Origin of the sequence: Actinomadura fulvescens, from assembly GCF_039533225.1 — a bacterium.
Lineage (GTDB): Bacteria > Actinomycetota > Actinomycetes > Streptosporangiales > Streptosporangiaceae > Spirillospora > Spirillospora fulvescens.
The window spans coordinates 1-16,674 of sequence record NZ_BAAATD010000023.1; the positions used below are offsets into that span (position 1 = coordinate 1).

Below are 16,674 nucleotides of genomic sequence, written 5' to 3' on the forward strand. Positions count from 1 at the left end.
ACTCTGACATCCACCGCAGCCGACCCAACCCCGACGGTCGACTCTTCGGACAAGTCACTTCCCAGACCCGCCACGGCCGACACTACGACATGCACTACGGCGCCTTGACAAACACAGAGGCACCCAACAAGGACGCCATGCTGGTCGAGCTGGCCATGGCGCACGCCCGCGACGGCGTCGCCGCCATCGAGCGCCGGCTGGCGGGCGGCCCGCTGCCAAGCACGCTCGACGGCAGGCTGCGGCTCTTCGTCCGCGCGGCGATCGACAACCACCGCGACGATCCGGCCCTGCACCGGGTGCTGTTCGAGCAGGCGCCCCGGCCGCCCGAACTCCTGGAGTTCCTTCACGCGGCGGAGGAGCAGGCCATCGCCGCGGCCCGCGAGCTGCTCGCCGCCGATCCCCGCGTGACCGTCGCCGACGTCCCGATGGCCGCGCGCCTGGTGGTGAACGCCATCGAGTCGCTCGTTCACCGGTTCGTCGCGCAGGATCATCCGGGCGGGCGGCTCCAGGACGCCGGGCGCTTCGAGGACGAGCTGGTCGACATGCTCACGCGTTATCTGACGGGTCCGCGCGACGCCCCGGGCGCGGCGGGCTCAGGTGACGCAACGGCCTGACATTTGTGCGGGGAGTATCGCTTGCGGGATGATCACCGGTGGGTAAGGCTCATGAGGCGACCCCCGACAGGAGGCAGCGATGTCCTTCTCCGAATACCTCGCTGACCGCTGGCCGACGATCGCCCAGATGACAGCCGAGCACGCCCAGGTCGTCCTGATCGCCGTCGCCATCGCGGCCGTGCTCGGGATCGGTCTCGGGATCGCGGTCGAAGGGCGGCCCCGGGCCAGCCGGCTGGCGCTCGGCGTCACCGGCACGATGCTCACCGTTCCCTCGCTCGCGTTGTTCGGCCTGCTCATCCCGCTCTTCGGGCTGGGGCTCACCCCGACCATCACCGCCCTGGTCCTCTATGCCGTCTTCCCGATCCTGCGCAACACCATCACCGGCCTTGAGTCGGTGCCGAGCGCCGTGGAGGAGGCGGCCCGCGGCATGGGCCTCGGGCGCGCCCGGGTCATGCTGCGGGTCCGGCTCCCCCTGGCGTGGCCGGTCGTGCTCACCGGCGTGCGCGTCTCCACGATCATGACCGTCGCCATCGCGGCCATCGCCGCCGCGGTCGCGGGTCCGGGCCTCGGCGAGCTCATCTTCGGCGGCCTGGCCCGTATCGGCGGGGCCAACGCGCTGAACGACACGCTCGCCGGCACGCTGGGCGTCGCCCTGCTGGCGCTGGCGCTGGACCTGCTGTTCCTCGTCCTCTTCCGGCTCACCACCTCCAGGGGCATCCGATGACCGAACCGAAGCCGTCCGAACCCAAGGAGATGATCCGGCTCGACGGGGTCGGCAAGCGCTACCCGGGGCAGGCTGCGCCCGCGGTGGCCGACCTGTCGCTCAGCGTCCGGGAGGGCGAGATCGTCGTGCTGCTGGGGCCGTCGGGGTGCGGCAAGACCACCACGCTGCGCCTCATCAACCGGCTGATCGAACCGTCCAGCGGCCGGATCTTCCTCGACGGCGAGGACGTCACCCGGGTCGACCCCGACCAGCTGCGCCGCCGGATCGGCTACGTCATCCAGCAGGTCGGGCTGTTCCCGCACATGACGATCGCCGACAACGTCGGCCTCGTCCCGCGGGCCCTCGGCTGGGACAAGAAGCGGATCCGGGCCCGCGTCGACGAACTGCTCGACCTCGTGGGGCTCGAACCCGAAGGGTTCCGCCGCCGCTATCCCAAGGAGCTCTCGGGCGGGCAGCAGCAGCGTGTCGGCGTCGCCCGCGCGCTGGCCGCCGACCCGCCCGCGATGCTGATGGACGAGCCGTTCGGCGCCATCGACCCGATCACGCGCGAACGGCTGCAGGACGCGTTCCTGGAGTTGCAGGCCCAGATCGGCAAGACCATCGTGCTCGTGACGCACGACCTCACCGAGGCCCTCAAGCTCGGCGACCGCATCGCGATCCTGGGACAGCAGGGGCGCCTCGTCCAGTACGACACGCCCGCCGCGATCCTCGGGGAGCCCGCCGACGAGTTCGTCGCCTCGTTCGTCGGCTCCGGCGCCGCGATGCGCCGGTTGCGGCTCGTCCCGGTCGGCTCCATCGACCTCGACCCGGCCGCGGACGACGCGGCGGCCGGCGCGGCGACGGTACGCGTGGACCAGAGCCTGTACGAGGCGCTGGACGTCATGCTCCGGGCGGGCACCGACGTCGCCGACGTCACGGGCGAGGACGGGAGACCGGCCGGCCGGGTCTGCTGGTCGAGGATCGTGCAGCAGTCACCTCACCCGTCAGGCCCGGCGGGTCCGGCGGACGCGACCGGGGGCCGCCGATGACCGTCACGTCCATGCTCGACCAGCGCGACGAGGACCGGACCGGCGGACGTTCCTCGCTCGGCATGCTGGTCACGCCGCTCTTCCTGATCGCGGTGTGCGCGGCGCTCGCGCTCTACCTGCGCGGCCAGGACCTCGACGACCTGGAGCGCAGGGCGATCAACCGGGACGTCATCGTCCAGCGGTTCGTCGAGCACATCCAGCTGGTGGCGGTGTCGACCGCGCTGGTCCTCGCCGTCGCGATCCCGCTCGGGGTCGTCCTGACCCGGCCGCGGCTGCGCTGGCTGGCCACGCCGTTCCTCGCGCTGGCCAACGTCGGGCAGGCCGTGCCTTCGGTGGGGGTGCTCGTACTCCTCGCCGTGACGGTCGGCATCGGCTTCCGGCCCGCGGTGGTCGCGCTCGTCCTCGTGTCCGCCCTTCCGGTGCTCCGCAACACCATGGTGGGGCTGCAGGGGGTCGACCGGTCGCTCATCGACGCCGGGCGGGGCATCGGGCTGACCAAGACCGCCGTGCTCTTCCGCGTGGAGCTGCCGCTGGCCGTCCCGGTCATTCTCGCCAGCGTCCGCGTCGCGGTGATCCTGAACGTCGGCACCGCCACCCTCGCCGCCTTCACCAACGCCGGCGGGCTGGGCGATCTCATCAACACCGGCATCGCGCTGAACCGGACGCCGATCCTGCTCACCGGCAGCGTCCTGACCGCCGTGCTCGCCATGGCCGCCGACTGGCTCGTCGGCATCGTCGAGCACCATCTGCGCCCCCGCGGCGTCTGACCATCCGGCCCAGCAGAGGCCCAAGCTGAGGAGAGACACCATGCGCCTGCTCCCGATCGCCGCCTGCTCCCTCGTTCTCGTCACCGTGACCACGGGTTGCTTCAGCTCGTCGACCACCGACGCCAAGGAGGGCAGCCTCGCCAAGGGCGCCTCGTTGAAGGGCGCCACGTTCACCGTCGGGTCCAAGGAGTTCACCGAGCAGCTCGTCCTCTGCCAGGTCACCGCCCTCGCGCTGCGTTCGGCGGGCGCGACCGTACGCGAGAAGTGCGGGCTCCAGGGCAGCAACACCACCCGGGCCGCGCTGACGTCCGGCAGCATCGACATGTATTGGGAGTACACGGGCACGGCCTGGATCAACTACCTCAAGAACACCAAGCCGATCGACGACCCCGCCAGGCAGTACCAGGAGGCCGCGCAGCAGGACCTGGCCAAGAACCAGGTCAAGTGGCTCGCCCCTGCACCGGCCAACAACACCTATGCCATCGGGGTGAAGACCTCCGTCGCGCAGGAGCGCGGCATCAAGAACCTCTCCGACTACGCGCGCCTGGCCAAGAGCGACCCGGACAAGACGTCCACATGCGTGGCCAGCGAATTCGCGGGCCGCAACGACGGCTGGCCGGGCCTGCAGAAGGCATACGGCTTCACGCTCCCGAAGAAGGCCGTCGCCACGCTGGCCGAAGGCGCCATCTTCAACGCGATCGCCAAGCGCGACCCGTGCGACTTCGGCATGGTGACCACCACCGACGGGCGTATCAAGGCGCTCGCCCTCACGCCGATCACCGACGACAAGAAGTTCTTCCCGATCTACAACCCGGCGCTGACGGTGCGCGCGTCGGTCCACCGCGACAACCCCGCCATCGAGAAGGTCGTCAACCCGCTCGCGGCGGCGATCACCGACGCCGTGCTCCAGGAGCTCAACGGCGAGGTGGACGTCAAGGGCAAGGAGCCGGTGGAGGTCGCCGAGGCCTGGCTCCAGTCCAAGGGCTTCATCGGCAAGTGAGCAGGCTGAAGCCCCGCCGCGTTCTCGCCCCCAAGGCCACGGCGGGGCCTGCCTACTGTCGCCGGCTCAGACAAGGAGGACGGGCCGGGTCGTCCTACCGCGTCAGGTGAAGATGCTGACGCCGCCGGGGCCGACCAGCAGGCCGACGACGATGAGGACGGCGCCCCACAGAATGTCCCTGCGCGCGATCAGTACGTAGATACCGGAGATGACCAGTATGACCGCGATGATCCACAACAAAGTACCCATGAACAGCCAATACCCGTACCTCCGGGATTAAACGGACACGGCTGCGCGACCCCCGCCGCGGCCTCAGCCGTTCCGGCCGGGAGTGCGCCCGAACGTGCGGCGGAAGACGTCGATGAACGCGCTCGCCGACGACCAGCCGCAGCGGTGCGCCACGGCGGTGACCGGGGCTCCGTCGGCGAGCAGGATCAGCGCGTGGTGCAGCCGCAGCTGGGTGCGCCATTGCGGGAACGTCATGTGCAGCTCGGCACGGAAGAGCCGCGACAGCGTGCGCTCACTGGCGCCGGCCTGGGCGCCGAGCTCGGCCAGGGTGCGGCCGTCGGCGGGATCGTCGTTCAGCAGCGCGCACACGGCGGCCAGCCTCGCGTCGCGGGGCGTGGGCAGGTGCACCGGCGGCCGGGGCGAGTGCCGGAGCCGGTCGAGCAGCACGGCCCGCAGCCTGCCGCGTTCGGCGGTGTCCCCGGCGTCCGGGTCGCGGGTGTACTCGATGATCAGCTCGCGCAGCAGCGGCCCGACCGCGAGCACGGCGGGCGCCTCCAGGCCCAGCGGGTTCGCGGTGACCGGCAGGCCCACCAGGTGCACGTCGGTCCGGCCGTACGCGCGGTGCTCGTGGACCGTTCCCGCCGGTACCCAGATCGCCTGGGTGGCCGGGGCGATCCAGCGGCCCCGGCCGGTGGTGACCGACAGCACGCCCCGCGCGGCGTACACGATCTGGTGCTCGTCGTGGCGGTGCGCGTCGATCCCGGCGCCGGGAGCCAGGCGGCGCAGGCCCGTGGGCGCGGCGGGCGTATGGCGGGGAATCGACATTTGTTGGCAGTTTATCGGAAGCCGTCATCCTCGCTGAAGATCGACGCTTGGGGCATGGGAGCGAACAAGCGGCTGCGGCTGTCCGCCGGACACGCGAGCGTCGACCTCTATCAGGGCATCGTGCCGGTGCTGGTGCCGTTCCTGGTGGCCGAACGGCACTACGGCTACCTCGGCGTGTCCGGGTTCGTGCTGGCCGCCTCGCTGCTGTCGTCGGTGATCCAGCCGCTGTTCGGGGTCCTCACCGACCGGTGGGCGATGCCCTGGCTCGTCCCGGTCAGCACGCTGGCCGCCGGGCTGGGCGTCGCGCTGGTCGGGCAGGCCGAGTCCTATCCGCTGGCGCTCGCCGCGATCGCGCTGACCGGCTTCGGAGTCGCCGCGTACCACCCGGAGGCCGCCCGGCTGGCCCGCGCGGTGACCGGCGGCGACCACGTCGGCATGAGCTGGTTCTCGCTCGGCGGGAACGTGGGCTTCGCCCTCGCTCCGGTGTTCGCGACGCCGGTGCTGGCGGCCGGAGGGCTCGCCGCCACGCCGCTGCTGCTCCTTCCGGCCGTGCTCGGCACGTTGGTCACCCTGCCGCTGCTGGGACGGCGTGCGCGCGGCACGACGGCGCCCAGGGCCGGCGGCCGCGACGACTGGCCGGCCTTTCGCATGTTGTCGGCGGTCGTCATCCTGCGCTCGATCGCCTACATCGGGCTCAGCTCGTTCCTGGGACTCTTCGTCCAGCAACGGGTGCACGCGGGCGACGCGGCGGGCGGCGCCGCGCTGTTCGTGCTGTTCGCCGGCGGAGCCGCCGGCACGGTGCTCGGCGGCCGCCTGGCCGGGCGCTGGGGACGGATACGCACGATGCGGGGCGCCTACGGTATGGCGGTCCTGGCGATCGCCGGGGTCGTGCTCGTCCCGGGACCGGCGTTGTACGGGTTCGTCGCCGTCGCGGGCATCGCGCTGTACGTGCCGTTCTCCCTGCACATCACGCTCGGGCAGGACTATCTGCCCAACCGCGTGGGCACCGCGAGCGGCGTGACCCTCGGCCTGGCGGTGAGCGTCGGCGGCGTTCTCGCTCCCGCGCTCGGGGCACTGGCGGACGCGACCTCGCTGCGCGCCATGCTCGCGGCGCTGACCGTGTTTCCGGTCATGGCGTGGATTCTCGCCTCCCGCCTGCGCGAGCCCGCGCGCCTCGAACAGAGCTCCTGAAAGGGTTCGGCGCAGTCTCGGGTCGCGCTCGGCGGGTCCTGGAGCGCCGCACGGCCGCCGGCCCTCGTGGCTGGGGGCGTGCGTACCAATACCGGGCCGGCGGTCGTGCCTCGCAGCGTGACCGATCACCCTCCGTCTGGGCCGGTGCGGGCGAACTGCCAGGTCACAGCGCGATTCAATGAACATAACCCCGCCGCTCCCCCGGAGGGAAGTGACTGTGCGATGACAGTTGTTCACCCCATCCGTCAACGGGGCACCGTGATTTTCTGCTGCCGCTCGGGTCCCGCTCGGGCGTTGCCGCCCCAGCACGGCCCGGCCGGGCGAACGGCTGCCCGGATGTGGTCAACGTTCGGTCGCGGCACGGCACTCACGGTTACCGTCGTGCCGTGGAGCTCACGTCACGCGAGCAGGACCTGGTCGCGGCGGTTCGAGCCGGGCGGGTGCTCACCTGCGGCACGCTGGGGCCGGCGGAGCTGGCCACGAGCGAGGATCCCGATCACCTGATCCGGGCCGACGTGATCCGCGACATCCTGCTGGGGCGCCTTCTGGACGATCCCGACCCCCGGGGCCTGTGGCTGCGGCATGCCCGGATCATCGGCCCGCTCGACCTGGAGTGCGTCCGTACCGACGTCACCCTGGCGTTGCTGTCGTGCCACCTCGGCGAACGGGTGACCCTGCAGCAGGCCGAACTGCCGTTCCTCAAGCTCGACGGAAGCCACACCCGCGGCATCGACGCCGACGGTGTCCACATCCGCGGCCATCTGGCCCTGTGCGGCGGGTTCCGGGCGGACGGCCCGGTGCGCCTCCTCGACGCGCGCATCGACGGCAACCTCGAATGCGAGCAGGCCTCCATGGTGAACCGGACGGGTCCCGCCCTGGCCGGCGACCGGGCGCGCGTGCAGGGCAGCGTCTTCCTCCGGGACGGCTTCGAGGCCGCCGGGACCGGCGAGTTCGGCGCCGTGCGCTTCACCTCGGCCCAGCTCGGCGGCTTCGACCTGCGGGACGCCCGGCTCTTCAACCCGGGCGGCCCCGCGCTGGTCCTCTACTGGTCGACCACCACCTGGCTGCGCGTCCCCGCCGACGCGATCCGCGGCGCCGGCGACCTCCACGACCCCGGGACGTGGTCCGGCACCGGCACGATCGGCCTCGACAACCTCACCTACACCGATCTGCGCGCGGGCGGCGCCGACCTCGACCAGTGGCTGCGCTGGCTCGCGCGCCACACTCCCGCGTACGCGGCCCAGCCCTATCAGCAACTCGCCGCCCTGCACCGCGCCGCCGGGCACGAACCCGAGGCACGGCGCATCCTCATCGCCCAGCAGGACGACCTGCTGGCCCGCGGCCTGGTGACGGGCCGATGGGCACGCCTGCGCCATCGCCTTCTGCGTCTGCTGCTCGGCTACGGCTACCAGACCTGGCGGGCGCTGGCCGCCCTGCTGGCCGTCACCGCGATGGCCGTCGGCCTCGGCCTGGCCGCCGGCCACCTGCACGCCACACCGGACCGGTACGTGGCGTCGCACACCGACAAGTCGGCCACGCCCGGGACCGCCTGCTCCATCCTCGAACAGGTCGGCGTGGGCCTGGACCGCGGCCTCCCGCTGATCAACACCGGTGTCCGCGAGCGGTGCGACGTCGACACCGTCAGCGTCCCCGGCCAGCTCGTCTCAGCGGTCCTGTGGATCCTGCAACTGCTGGCGTGGGCCCTCGCGACCCTCGTGATCGCAGGCTACTCCGGCCTGATCAGGAGAAGCTGAGGGCCCGGCCGCCCGCGGCGGCCGGGCCCTCGCTGTGGGCTAGCGGCCCTGGAGCGAACGGACGTTGTCGCCGAACGTCCAGTTCTTGGAGCCGTCCCAGTTGATCGACCAGGTCATGAGACCCTTCAGGGCGCCGTTGTAGTGGTTCCAGGCCTGGGCCACCAGGCCGGGCGACATGTATCCGCCGCCCGCGCCCGGCTGGGCGGGCAGACCCGGCACCTGCTTGTCATAGGGAACCCTGATCGTGGTGCCCTGGATGACCAGGCCCTTGTTCAGGCAGTCGGTCTGCGCCGTGAAGCCCTGGACGGTCCCGGCGGAGTACGAGTCGCCCGAGCAGCCGTACATGCTGCCGTTGTAGTACTGCATGTTCAGCCACCAGAGGCGGCCGTTGTCGGCGTACTTCTTCACGATCGGCAGGTAGGCGCCCCAGATCGAGCCGTAGGTGACGCTGCCGCCGGTCACGTACGCCGTCTCCGGGGCCATGGTCAGGCCGAAGTTGGACGGCATCTGCGCGAGCACGCCGTCGATGATGCGGATCAGATTGGCCTGGGAAGCCGACAGCGTGTTGATGTTGCCGCTGCTCGTGAGGCCCGTCTCGATGTCGATGTCGATGCCGTCGAAGTTGAACCTCTTGAGGATCGGCACCACGGTCGCGACGAACCGGTCGGCCACCGTGCTGGAGCTCAGGTCGATCCCGGCCGTCGCGCCGCCGATCGACATCAGGATGGTGGCGCCGGCCGCCTTCGCCGCGCACATCTCGGCGGGCGTGGCGACCTTCACCGTGGCGTCCATGCCGTCCTCCCACAGCACGGTGCCGTCGGAGCGGATGACCGGGAACGCGGCGTTGATGACGTTGTAGCCGTGCTGCTTGATGCGCGGATCGGTGATGGGCGTCCAGCCGAACGGCGGGTGCACGCCGTTCTTCGCGCCGTCCCAGTTCTCCCAGTAGCCATGCAGGACCTTGCCGGCCGGCCTCGACTTCACCGGGCAGGTCTCGTCCGTGGGAGGAGTCGTGGTCGGCGTGGTGGTCGGCGTCGTCGGCGGTGTCGTCGGCGGCTCGGTGTCATCGCAGGCGCCCAGGTCGCGCCAGAGCGCCGGGGTGGAGTTCGGCGACCAGCCCGCGCCAGGGTGGGCGGTGTGGTTGGCGAGCGCCTCGTACCCGCGGGTGCTGTGCCTCACCTTGGTGCCCGCCGTGTAGGCCGTCCCCTCGGCCCAGGCCGGGAAGGGGCAGGCGATGAACGAGATCGAGGCGGCGGGCGGGGAGAAGGCGACCAGCGCGCCGAGCGACAGGGTCGCCGCCGCTGCCGCGGCGACGAGCGCGGCCAGCCAGTGTCTGTACCTCAAGAGCATCGAAGACTCCTCAGCGAAACGGGAACGGCAGAGGAGCCGACGCAGAGCCAGACGATCCCGCACGCGGAACCGCCCCGCGCGGACCATACGACGGCGGGGAACGCAGCCTCAGGGTAGCCGCGCCCCCGGCGGCCGAAAAGGCCCGATCTCCGCCGGGCCTTCAGGGGAGGTGCACGCCGACGACGCAGGTGTCGTCGTCGGTGTCGGCGTTGCTGTGGGTGAGGAGGTGGTCCATGAGCTCCTCCAAGCCGGAGGCGGGCCTCTCGACCGTGGCCAGGAGGTGGTCCACGGTCTCCTGCAGAGAACGGTCCCGGCGTTCGATGAGGCCGTCGGTGTACATCAGGAGCGTGTCGCCCGCCTCCAGGTCCAGGACGCCTTCCTCGTACACGGCCTCGGGGAGCGCGCCGAGCAGGAGACCCCGGATCGCGGGCAGCACACCCGCCTTCCCGTGCCGTACCAGGACGGGGGGCGGGTGACCGGCTCTCGCCCACCGCAGCGTGCGGGTGCCCGGGTCGTACAGCGCGCACAGGGCGGTGGCGGTGACGTGTTCGGTCAGATGGTTGGCGACGAGGTTGAGCCAGGTCAGCAGCTGGGCCGGGCCTGTGCCGGTGGCGGCGAGGCCACGCAGGGCGTTGCGGAGGACGACCATGTCGGTGGCCGCCTGGATTCCGTGCCCGGCCACGTCGCCGACGCAGAGCAGGACCTGACCGCTCGGCAGCGCCGCCACGTCGTACCAGTCCCCGCCGACCAGGTGCTCGTTCTCGGCGGGACGGTAGCGCACGGCGACCTGCAGGCCGGCGGCGTCGATGGGCGCCCGGCTGGGCGGCATGATGGCGCGCTGCAGCTGCAGGGCCAGCCGGTTGTGCTCGGCCGCCTGCCGTTCGGTGTAGGCCAGCTGGTCGCGGGTGGCGGCGAGAGCCACCTCGGTCCAGTGCTGGGCCGAGATGTCCTGGTACGCCCCGCGGACCCCGAGCAGGCGGCGCTCACGGCCGAGCACCGGTTCGGCGATGACGCGGATGTGCCGGACGATGCCGTCCGGGCGGTTCAGCCGGAAGGCCGTGGACGCCGGCCGCCGGTGGTGCAGGACGGCCCGCAGGAAGCGGCCGATGGCGGTGTCGTCGTCCGGATGGGCCTGGGCGGGCAGGCGGCTGAGCGGAACGGGCGCGGCCGTCGGCGGCAGGCCGTGCAGCTCGAACACCTGGCTGGCCCACGTGATCTCGCCGGTGACGAGGTTCTCCTCGAAGCCGCCGATGCAGCCGAGCCGTTGCGCGTGCTGCAGCAGGCTCGCCAGCCGCGCCATCTCGTCCTGGACGCGCCAGATGAGCAGCACGCTCGCGCCCAGGCGGCTGACGCTGATGTCGGCGACGGCTGTCAGCGGCACCTGGTCCACCAGCGCGGTGAGGGCCGTCCGCTCGGCACGGAACGGCTCGCCGGTCGCGTGCACCCGTTCGACCTTCTCGAACAGCCCGCCCTCCTCGGCGGCGAGCGGATAGGCCTCCAGGAGCAGCATCCCGGAGACCGCGCTGCGGGGACGCCCAGCGGGATCGACGAACCGCCCGTTGATGTGATGGATGCGGAAGTCGGCCAGGCGGCCGTCGTGGTCGAGGTGCGGGCGCAGCACCAGAGCCGGGTCGTGCAGGCCGTCGGTCAGGTCGACGAGCTCCGCCAGCGCCGGGTCCTGCAAGGCCGGGTCCTGCGGGGCCGCGCCGGGAGTGGCGAGGGCAGTGCCGGCGGGCGTAAGGCTCTCCAGGGTGTGCGCGCACAGTTCGGCCAAGGCCTCGATCTGCCGCTCGACCTGGCGGGACTGCGGGCCGAGCGGGCCGGGCCAGCAGATCTCCAGCACGCCGATGACGCGCCCGCCGGTGCCCGCCGGAACGGTGATGCGCCCGCCCGGGGGAAGCTCGCGGTGGCCGATCGAGGGCAGCCCCGCCTCGGCCAGCGAGACGAGGTGGACGAGTCGGCGCTCGACCAGGGCGCGCCGGGCGGGCGTGACCACTCCGGGGGGCACGTACCGCCAGCGGGCGGCCTCCGCGGGTGAGACCCCGGCGTACCCGGCGAGGGTCAGCGAGGCGTCCGGTGCCGCGATCCAGACGGCGACCGCGACGGCGCCCAGCGGTGCCAGCGCGTGTTCGAGCAGCGAGCCGGCCACCGCCTGGGTGTCGCCCGCCGCCAGGGCTCCGCTCTCGGCCGCGCGCAGCTGCGCCGCCGGGGACGGCCCGGCCGGGTCCGCTCCCCCGGCATCGTTCCCGGCCGCTGAGGCGACCACGGACCCGAGGCCGGGCTCGTCCCGGCCGGTGCCGATGGCCCGCGCCAGGAAGTCCTGGGTCACCTCGGTGACCCGGTCGCGCGCCGCCTGGTTGATGATGTCGGCCGCGAGCTCGATCCGCGTCAGCCCCGCCTCCTCGGCCAGGGACGTCAGCTGGGCGGCGGCCTGGACCGGGCCGCACCGCAGCCGCTCGACCAGGATGCCCGTGGCCAGCTCGATCACGCCGCGTCCCTCGGCCGCCGCCTGGGCCCGCCGTACCTCTTCGCGCAGCTGCTCGACGGTCAGCGCCAGCCTGGTGACGCCCGGCGACGACGGCGCGGCCCGCACCGCGGAGGCCCCGGCGCCGGGTCCGGCGTCGAGTCCGGCGCCGGGTTCGTGGCGGTCCGCGTGCTCCTCTGGTGCGGAGCCGCCGGGCAGGGATTCGGGCACTGGAGTGGCTCCTCGGCGGGGTTCGGTCACGCGTCCAGGCACCGGTGGATGCACGCGATCAGGTCGTCGGCGTTGAGGGGCTTGGTGACGTAGTCGCTCGCCCCGGCCGCCAGGCTCTTCTCCTGATCGCCGGGCATGGCCTTGGCGGTCACCATGATGACGGGCAGCGCGCCGTGCTCGGGCATCGCGCGGATGGCGGCGGTGGCGGCGTAGCCGTCCATCTCCGGCATCATCACGTCCATCAGGACCAGCTCCACGCCGGGATTGTCGGCGAGGGCCTCGATGCCCTTACGGCCGTTCTCGGCGTGCACGACGTTCATGCCGTGCAGTTCGAGGATGCCGGTGAGCGCGAACACGTTGCGCACGTCGTCGTCGACCACCAGGACGGTACGGCCGGCCAGGGAGACGTCGACCTCGTGCGGGACGGGCACGCCCTGGTCGTCGTGGCGGACCAGCGGCAGGACGTCTCCGGGCTGTTCGGCCGACAGGTGCAGGGCGATGCGCTCGCGCAGCTCGTCCAGGCTCGACAGCAGTTCCAGCGGCCGGGTCCCGGCACGCGCCTGCAGCACGCGTTCCCGCGCGGCTTCGAGCCGCCGGTTGTGGTGCGCCAGGACCGGCAGCGCGCGAACGGCGGCGTCGCCGTCCATCGACTCCAGGAACCGCAGGGCGGCCCCGTCCGCCATGTCGAGCTGGAGCACCACGCAGTGGCACGGCTCGGCGGCCAGCGCGGCGGCGGCCTCGTCGGCGCCCAGCGCGGTGACGATCTCGACCGGCCCGCGCGGGTCGGCCGGCTCACCGCCCGCTCCGGCGCGCCCGCCGCCGGCCAGGTCGGCGACGGCGCTCTCGGCCACCAGCGACAGCAGGCCGCCCGCCCGTTCCTCGATCACCAGGAGCCGGCGCCGGCGCACCCGCGGCGCCGCCGGCCGCGCGCCCGCCGGCCGCTCGTCGGCGCGCTCCATGACGGTCGCCTGGATGGCGCCGGTCGTCCCCGCGGGCGTCGCGCTGATCTTGGTGATCCGGCCCTCGGCCAGGTCGACGAAGTCGGGGCGGGCGAGCGGCAGGTAGAGGACGAACGTGCTGCCCTTGCCCAGCGTGCTCGTGGCGGTGACGGAGCCGCCGAGCAGGTAGGCGATCTCACGGCTGATCGACAGGCCCAGCCCGGTGCCCCCGTACTTGCGGCTGGTGGTGCCGTCGGCCTGCTGGAACGCGCCGAAGATGGTCTCCAGCTGGTCTTCGGCGATGCCGACTCCGGTGTCCTCCACCCGGAACGCCAGTGCCTCGCCGTAGGCCCGCACGGACGGCGGCAGTTCCTTGCGGTCGGCTCGCTCGATGCGCAGCTCGACGCTGCCGGCCTCGGTGAACTTGACCGCGTTCGACAGCAGGTTGCGCAGCACCTGGCGCAGGCGCGAGTCGTCGGTGAGCAGCTCGGCGGGCACCCCCGGGGCGGTGGTGACGCGGAAGTCCAGCCCCTTCTGCGTCGTCATGGGCCGGAACGTGGCCTCCACGTACTCCAGCAGGTGACGCAGCGGGACCCGCTCGGGGCGGACGTCCATCTTGCCCGCCTCGACCTTGGACAGATCGAGGATGTCGTTGATGAGCTGGAGCAGGTCCGAACCCGCCGAATGGATGATCCCGGCGTACTCCACCTGCTTGGGCGTGAGGTTGCGGGTCGGGTTCTGGGCCAGCAGCTGCGCCAGGATCAGCAGGCTGTTGAGCGGTGTGCGCAGCTCGTGGCTCATGTTGGCCAGGAACTCCGACTTGTACCTGGACGCGAGCGCGAGCTGCTGGGCCCGCGCCTCCAGCTCCTGCCGGGCCTGCTCGATCTCCAGGTTCTTGGTCTCGATGTCGCGGTTCTGGGTGGCCAGCAGCGCCGCCTTCTCCTCCAGCTCCGCGTTGGACCGCTGCAGCTCCTCCTGCCGGACCTGCAGCTCGCCGGAACGGGCCTGCAGCTCGGCGGCGAGCCGCTGGGACTCGGCGAGCAGCTCGTCGGTGCGCGCGTTGGCGACGATGGTGTTGACGTTGACGCCGATGTTCTCCATCAGCTGTTCGAGGAAGTCCCGCTGCACCTGGGTGAACGGCGTGACCGAGGCCAGCTCCATGACGCCGAGCACCTGGCCCTCCACCACGATGGGGAGCACGATCAGGCTGGTGGGCGCGCTGTGGCCGAGCCCCGACGACACCGTGACGTAGCCGGGCGGTACCTCGTCCACCGCGATGGCCTGGCGGCTGCGCGCCGCCTGCCCGACCAGCGACCGGCCCAGGCCGAACCGGGTGGGCCGGGCGGGCGCGGCCGGGTCGCCGTCGGCCGGATAGCCGTACGAGCCGATCAGGTGCAGCTCGATGCCGTCGTCGCCGTCCTCGGCGAGGTAGAACGCGCCGACCTGGGCCGCGACCAGCGGGGTCAGCTCGTCCATGATCAGGTCGGCCACCACGGCCAGGTCGCGGTGACCCTGCATCAGCCCCGACATGCGGGCCAGATTGGTCTTGAGCCAGTCCTGTTCCTCGTTCGCCCGGGTGGTGTCGCGCAGGGACTTCACCATCAGGTTGATGTTGTCCTTGAGCTCGGCCACCTCGCCGGAGGCGTCGACGGTGATGGACCGGGTCAGATCGCCCGAGGTCACCGCGCTGGTCACCTCGGCGATGGCGCGCACCTGCCGGGTGAGGTTGCCGGCCAGCTCGTTGACGTTCTCGGTCAGCCGCTTCCAGGTGCCGGACACGCCCTCGACCTCGGCCTGGCCGCCGAGCCTGCCCTCGCTGCCCACCTCGCGCGCCACCCGGGTGACCTCCGCGGCGAACGCCGACAGCTGGTCGACCATCGTGTTGATCGTGGTCTTCAGCGCGAGGATCTCCCCGCGCGCGTCCACGTCGATCTTCTTGGTGAGGTCGCCCTGCGCGACGGCGGTGGTGACCTGGGCGATGTTGCGCACCTGGTTGGTCAGGTTGCCGGCCATCGAGTTGACGTTGTCGGTGAGGTCCTTCCAGGTGCCCGCCACGTGCGGGACCTGCGCCTGGCCGCCGAGCTGGCCCTCGGTGCCCACCTCGCGCGCCACCCGCGTCACCTCGCCGGCGAACGCCGACAGCGTGGTGACCATCGTGTTGATCGTCTGGGCGAGCGCCGCGACCTCGCCCTTGGCCTCCACGGTGATCTTCTGCGACAGGTCGCCGCGCGCCACCGCCGTCGCGACCTGCGCGATCGAACGCACCTGGTTGGTGAGGTTGGAGGCCATCACGTTGACGTTGTCGGTCAGGTCCTTCCATGTCCCCGACACTCCGCGCACCGTGGCCTGGCCGCCCAGGTTCCCCTCCGTGCCCACCTCACGGGCCACGCGCGTGACCTCGTCGGCGAACGCCGACAGCTGGTCGACCATCGTGTTGATGGTGTCCTTCAGTTCCAGGATCTCCCCGCGCGCGTCCACGCGGATCTTCTGCGTCAGGTCGCCCTTGGCCACCGCCGTGGTGACCTGGGCGATCGAACGCACCTGGGCGGTGAGGTTGTCGGCCATCACGTTGACCGACTCGGTGAGGTCCTTCCAGGTGCCCGACACGCCCTTCACGTCCGCCTGACCGCCGAGCCGCCCCTCGCTGCCGACCTCGCGCGCCACCCGCGTGACCTCGTCGGCGAACGCCGACAGCTGGTCGACCATCGTGTTGACCGTGCTCTTCAGCTGGAGGATCTCGCCGCGCGCGTCAACGGTGATCTTCTGGGACAGGTCGCCCTGCGCGACGGCGGTGGTGACCTGGGCGATGTTGCGCACCTGGTCGGTGAGGTTGCCCGCCATGAAGTTCACGGAGTCGGTCAGGTCGCGCCAGGTGCCCGACACGCCCTTCACGTCCGCCTGGCCGCCGAGCCGCCCCTCGCTGCCGACCTCGCGTGCCACGCGGGTGACCTCGTCGGCGAACGAGGAGAGCTGGTCGACCATCGTGTTGACGGTGTTCTTCAGCTCCAGGAACTCGCCGCGCGCGTCCACGTCGATCTTCTGGGACAGGTCGCCCCTGGCGACCGCCGTCGCGACCTGGGCGATGTCGCGCACCTGCGTGGTCAGGTTGCCCGCCATGGCGTTCACCGAGACGGTCAGGTCCTTCCAGGTGCCCGACACGCCCGGCACCTGGGCCTGCCCGCCGAGCCGTCCCTCGGTGCCGACCTCGCGGGCGACCCGGGTCACCTCGGAGGTGAACAGAGACAGCTGGTCCACCATGCCGTTGAACACCACGGCGATCTCGCCCAGCAGGCCGTGCGCGTCATCGGGCAGCCGGGTGCCGAAGTCGCCGTCGCGCACGGCGGTCAGGCCGGCGAGCAGCTGCCGGAGCTCGGCCTCGCCCGCCTCCCCGCCGCCACCGCCCGCCGCCTCGGGCGCCGGCCGCGCCCCGGCCGACCGCGCCTCGCCGCCACCCACGGTGTCGCTCACGTTCCGACCTCGCTCTCGTCACGCCGGTGGACGCGGATCTCGCCCGGCGTGACGCTGACAGCGACCTGCCCGCGAGCCCGTCCTTCGCCCCA

The 16,674-nt window shown here is 72.1% G+C and carries 12 protein-coding genes; 7 read left to right on the plus strand and 5 right to left on the minus strand.

The window, feature by feature from the left end; all coding sequences use genetic code 11:
- The first annotated feature begins 104 nt into the window (after positions 1–104).
- The 5 genes from ABD333_RS44990 (at position 105) to ABD333_RS45010 (ending at position 4,133) form a co-directional block, all read left to right on the plus strand.
- Complete coding sequence (locus ABD333_RS44990; protein ID WP_344549056.1) at positions 105–614, plus strand: TetR/AcrR family transcriptional regulator; 510 nt, start codon at positions 105–107, stop codon at positions 612–614.
- Between the two features lie 79 nt (positions 615–693).
- Positions 694–1,338: an ABC transporter permease gene (locus ABD333_RS44995; protein WP_344549057.1), complete on the plus strand. Its 645-nt coding sequence runs from the start codon at positions 694–696 to the stop codon at positions 1,336–1,338.
- Positions 1,335–2,366: an ABC transporter ATP-binding protein gene (locus ABD333_RS45000; protein ID WP_344549058.1), complete on the plus strand. Its 1,032-nt coding sequence runs from the start codon at positions 1,335–1,337 to the stop codon at positions 2,364–2,366. Before ABD333_RS44995 ends, ABD333_RS45000 begins: the two co-directional genes overlap by 4 nt.
- The gene (locus tag ABD333_RS45005; RefSeq protein ID WP_344549059.1) at positions 2,363–3,133 is read left to right on the plus strand and encodes an ABC transporter permease; all 771 of its coding nucleotides are present in this window, start codon (positions 2,363–2,365) and stop codon (positions 3,131–3,133) included. Before ABD333_RS45000 ends, ABD333_RS45005 begins: the two co-directional genes overlap by 4 nt.
- Before the next feature lie 40 nt (positions 3,134–3,173).
- Positions 3,174–4,133 carry a glycine betaine ABC transporter substrate-binding protein gene (locus ABD333_RS45010; RefSeq protein ID WP_344549060.1) on the plus strand — a complete coding sequence of 320 codons (960 nt, stop codon included), beginning with the start codon at positions 3,174–3,176 and terminating at the stop codon, positions 4,131–4,133.
- Positions 4,134–4,235: 102 nt separating this feature from the next.
- Here the strand turns inward: ABD333_RS45010 and ABD333_RS45015 are convergent, their stop codons facing one another.
- The gene (locus ABD333_RS45015; protein ID WP_344549061.1) at positions 4,236–4,382 is read right to left on the minus strand and encodes a GPGG-motif small membrane protein; all 147 of its coding nucleotides are present in this window, start codon (positions 4,380–4,382) and stop codon (positions 4,236–4,238) included.
- A 63-nt stretch (positions 4,383–4,445) separates the two neighbouring features.
- Positions 4,446–5,186: an AraC family transcriptional regulator gene (locus ABD333_RS45020; protein ID WP_344549062.1), complete on the minus strand. Its 741-nt coding sequence runs from the start codon at positions 5,184–5,186 to the stop codon at positions 4,446–4,448.
- A gap of 54 nt (positions 5,187–5,240) precedes the next feature.
- On the opposite strand from ABD333_RS45020, the gene ABD333_RS45025 reads away from it, so the two are divergent.
- Both ABD333_RS45025 and ABD333_RS45030 read left to right on the plus strand, forming a co-directional pair.
- Positions 5,241–6,377, plus strand: coding sequence for an MFS transporter (locus ABD333_RS45025; protein WP_344549063.1), 1,137 nt, complete (start codon positions 5,241–5,243; stop codon positions 6,375–6,377).
- 386 nt (positions 6,378–6,763) lie between these two features.
- Positions 6,764–8,131 carry a hypothetical protein gene (locus ABD333_RS45030; RefSeq protein ID WP_344549064.1) on the plus strand — a complete coding sequence of 456 codons (1,368 nt, stop codon included), beginning with the start codon at positions 6,764–6,766 and terminating at the stop codon, positions 8,129–8,131.
- 39 nt (positions 8,132–8,170) lie between these two features.
- Here the strand turns inward: ABD333_RS45030 and ABD333_RS45035 are convergent, their stop codons facing one another.
- From ABD333_RS45035 to ABD333_RS45045, 3 genes are all read right to left on the minus strand, one after another.
- Positions 8,171–9,481, minus strand: a complete 1,311-nt coding sequence (locus tag ABD333_RS45035) for a glycosyl hydrolase family 18 protein (protein WP_344549065.1) — start codon at positions 9,479–9,481, stop codon at positions 8,171–8,173.
- A gap of 160 nt (positions 9,482–9,641) precedes the next feature.
- Entirely contained in the window at positions 9,642–12,176 is a 2,535-nt protein-coding gene (locus ABD333_RS45040; RefSeq protein ID WP_344549066.1) for a SpoIIE family protein phosphatase, read from the minus strand.
- Between the two features lie 26 nt (positions 12,177–12,202).
- Positions 12,203–16,582: a HAMP domain-containing protein gene (locus ABD333_RS45045; RefSeq protein ID WP_410558603.1), complete on the minus strand. Its 4,380-nt coding sequence runs from the start codon at positions 16,580–16,582 to the stop codon at positions 12,203–12,205.
- Positions 16,583–16,674 lie beyond the last annotated feature (92 nt).

What these genes read in the sequence shown, in the direction of transcription:
- ABD333_RS44995 (WP_344549057.1), top strand. Translation starts at nt 694, where the DNA reads ATGTCCTTCTCCGAATACCTCGCTGACCGCTGGCCGACGATCGCCCAG.
- ABD333_RS45000 (WP_344549058.1), top strand. Translation starts at nt 1,335, where the DNA reads ATGACCGAACCGAAGCCGTCCGAACCCAAGGAGATGATCCGGCTCGAC.
- ABD333_RS45005 (WP_344549059.1), top strand. Translation starts at nt 2,363, where the DNA reads ATGACCGTCACGTCCATGCTCGACCAGCGCGACGAGGACCGGACCGGC.
- ABD333_RS45010 (WP_344549060.1), top strand. Translation starts at nt 3,174, where the DNA reads ATGCGCCTGCTCCCGATCGCCGCCTGCTCCCTCGTTCTCGTCACCGTG.
- ABD333_RS45015 (WP_344549061.1), bottom strand. Translation starts at nt 4,382, where the DNA reads ATGGGTACTTTGTTGTGGATCATCGCGGTCATACTGGTCATCTCCGGT.
- ABD333_RS45020 (WP_344549062.1), bottom strand. Translation starts at nt 5,186, where the DNA reads ATGTCGATTCCCCGCCATACGCCCGCCGCGCCCACGGGCCTGCGCCGC.
- ABD333_RS45025 (WP_344549063.1), top strand. Translation starts at nt 5,241, where the DNA reads ATGGGAGCGAACAAGCGGCTGCGGCTGTCCGCCGGACACGCGAGCGTC.
- ABD333_RS45035 (WP_344549065.1), bottom strand. Translation starts at nt 9,481, where the DNA reads ATGCTCTTGAGGTACAGACACTGGCTGGCCGCGCTCGTCGCCGCGGCA.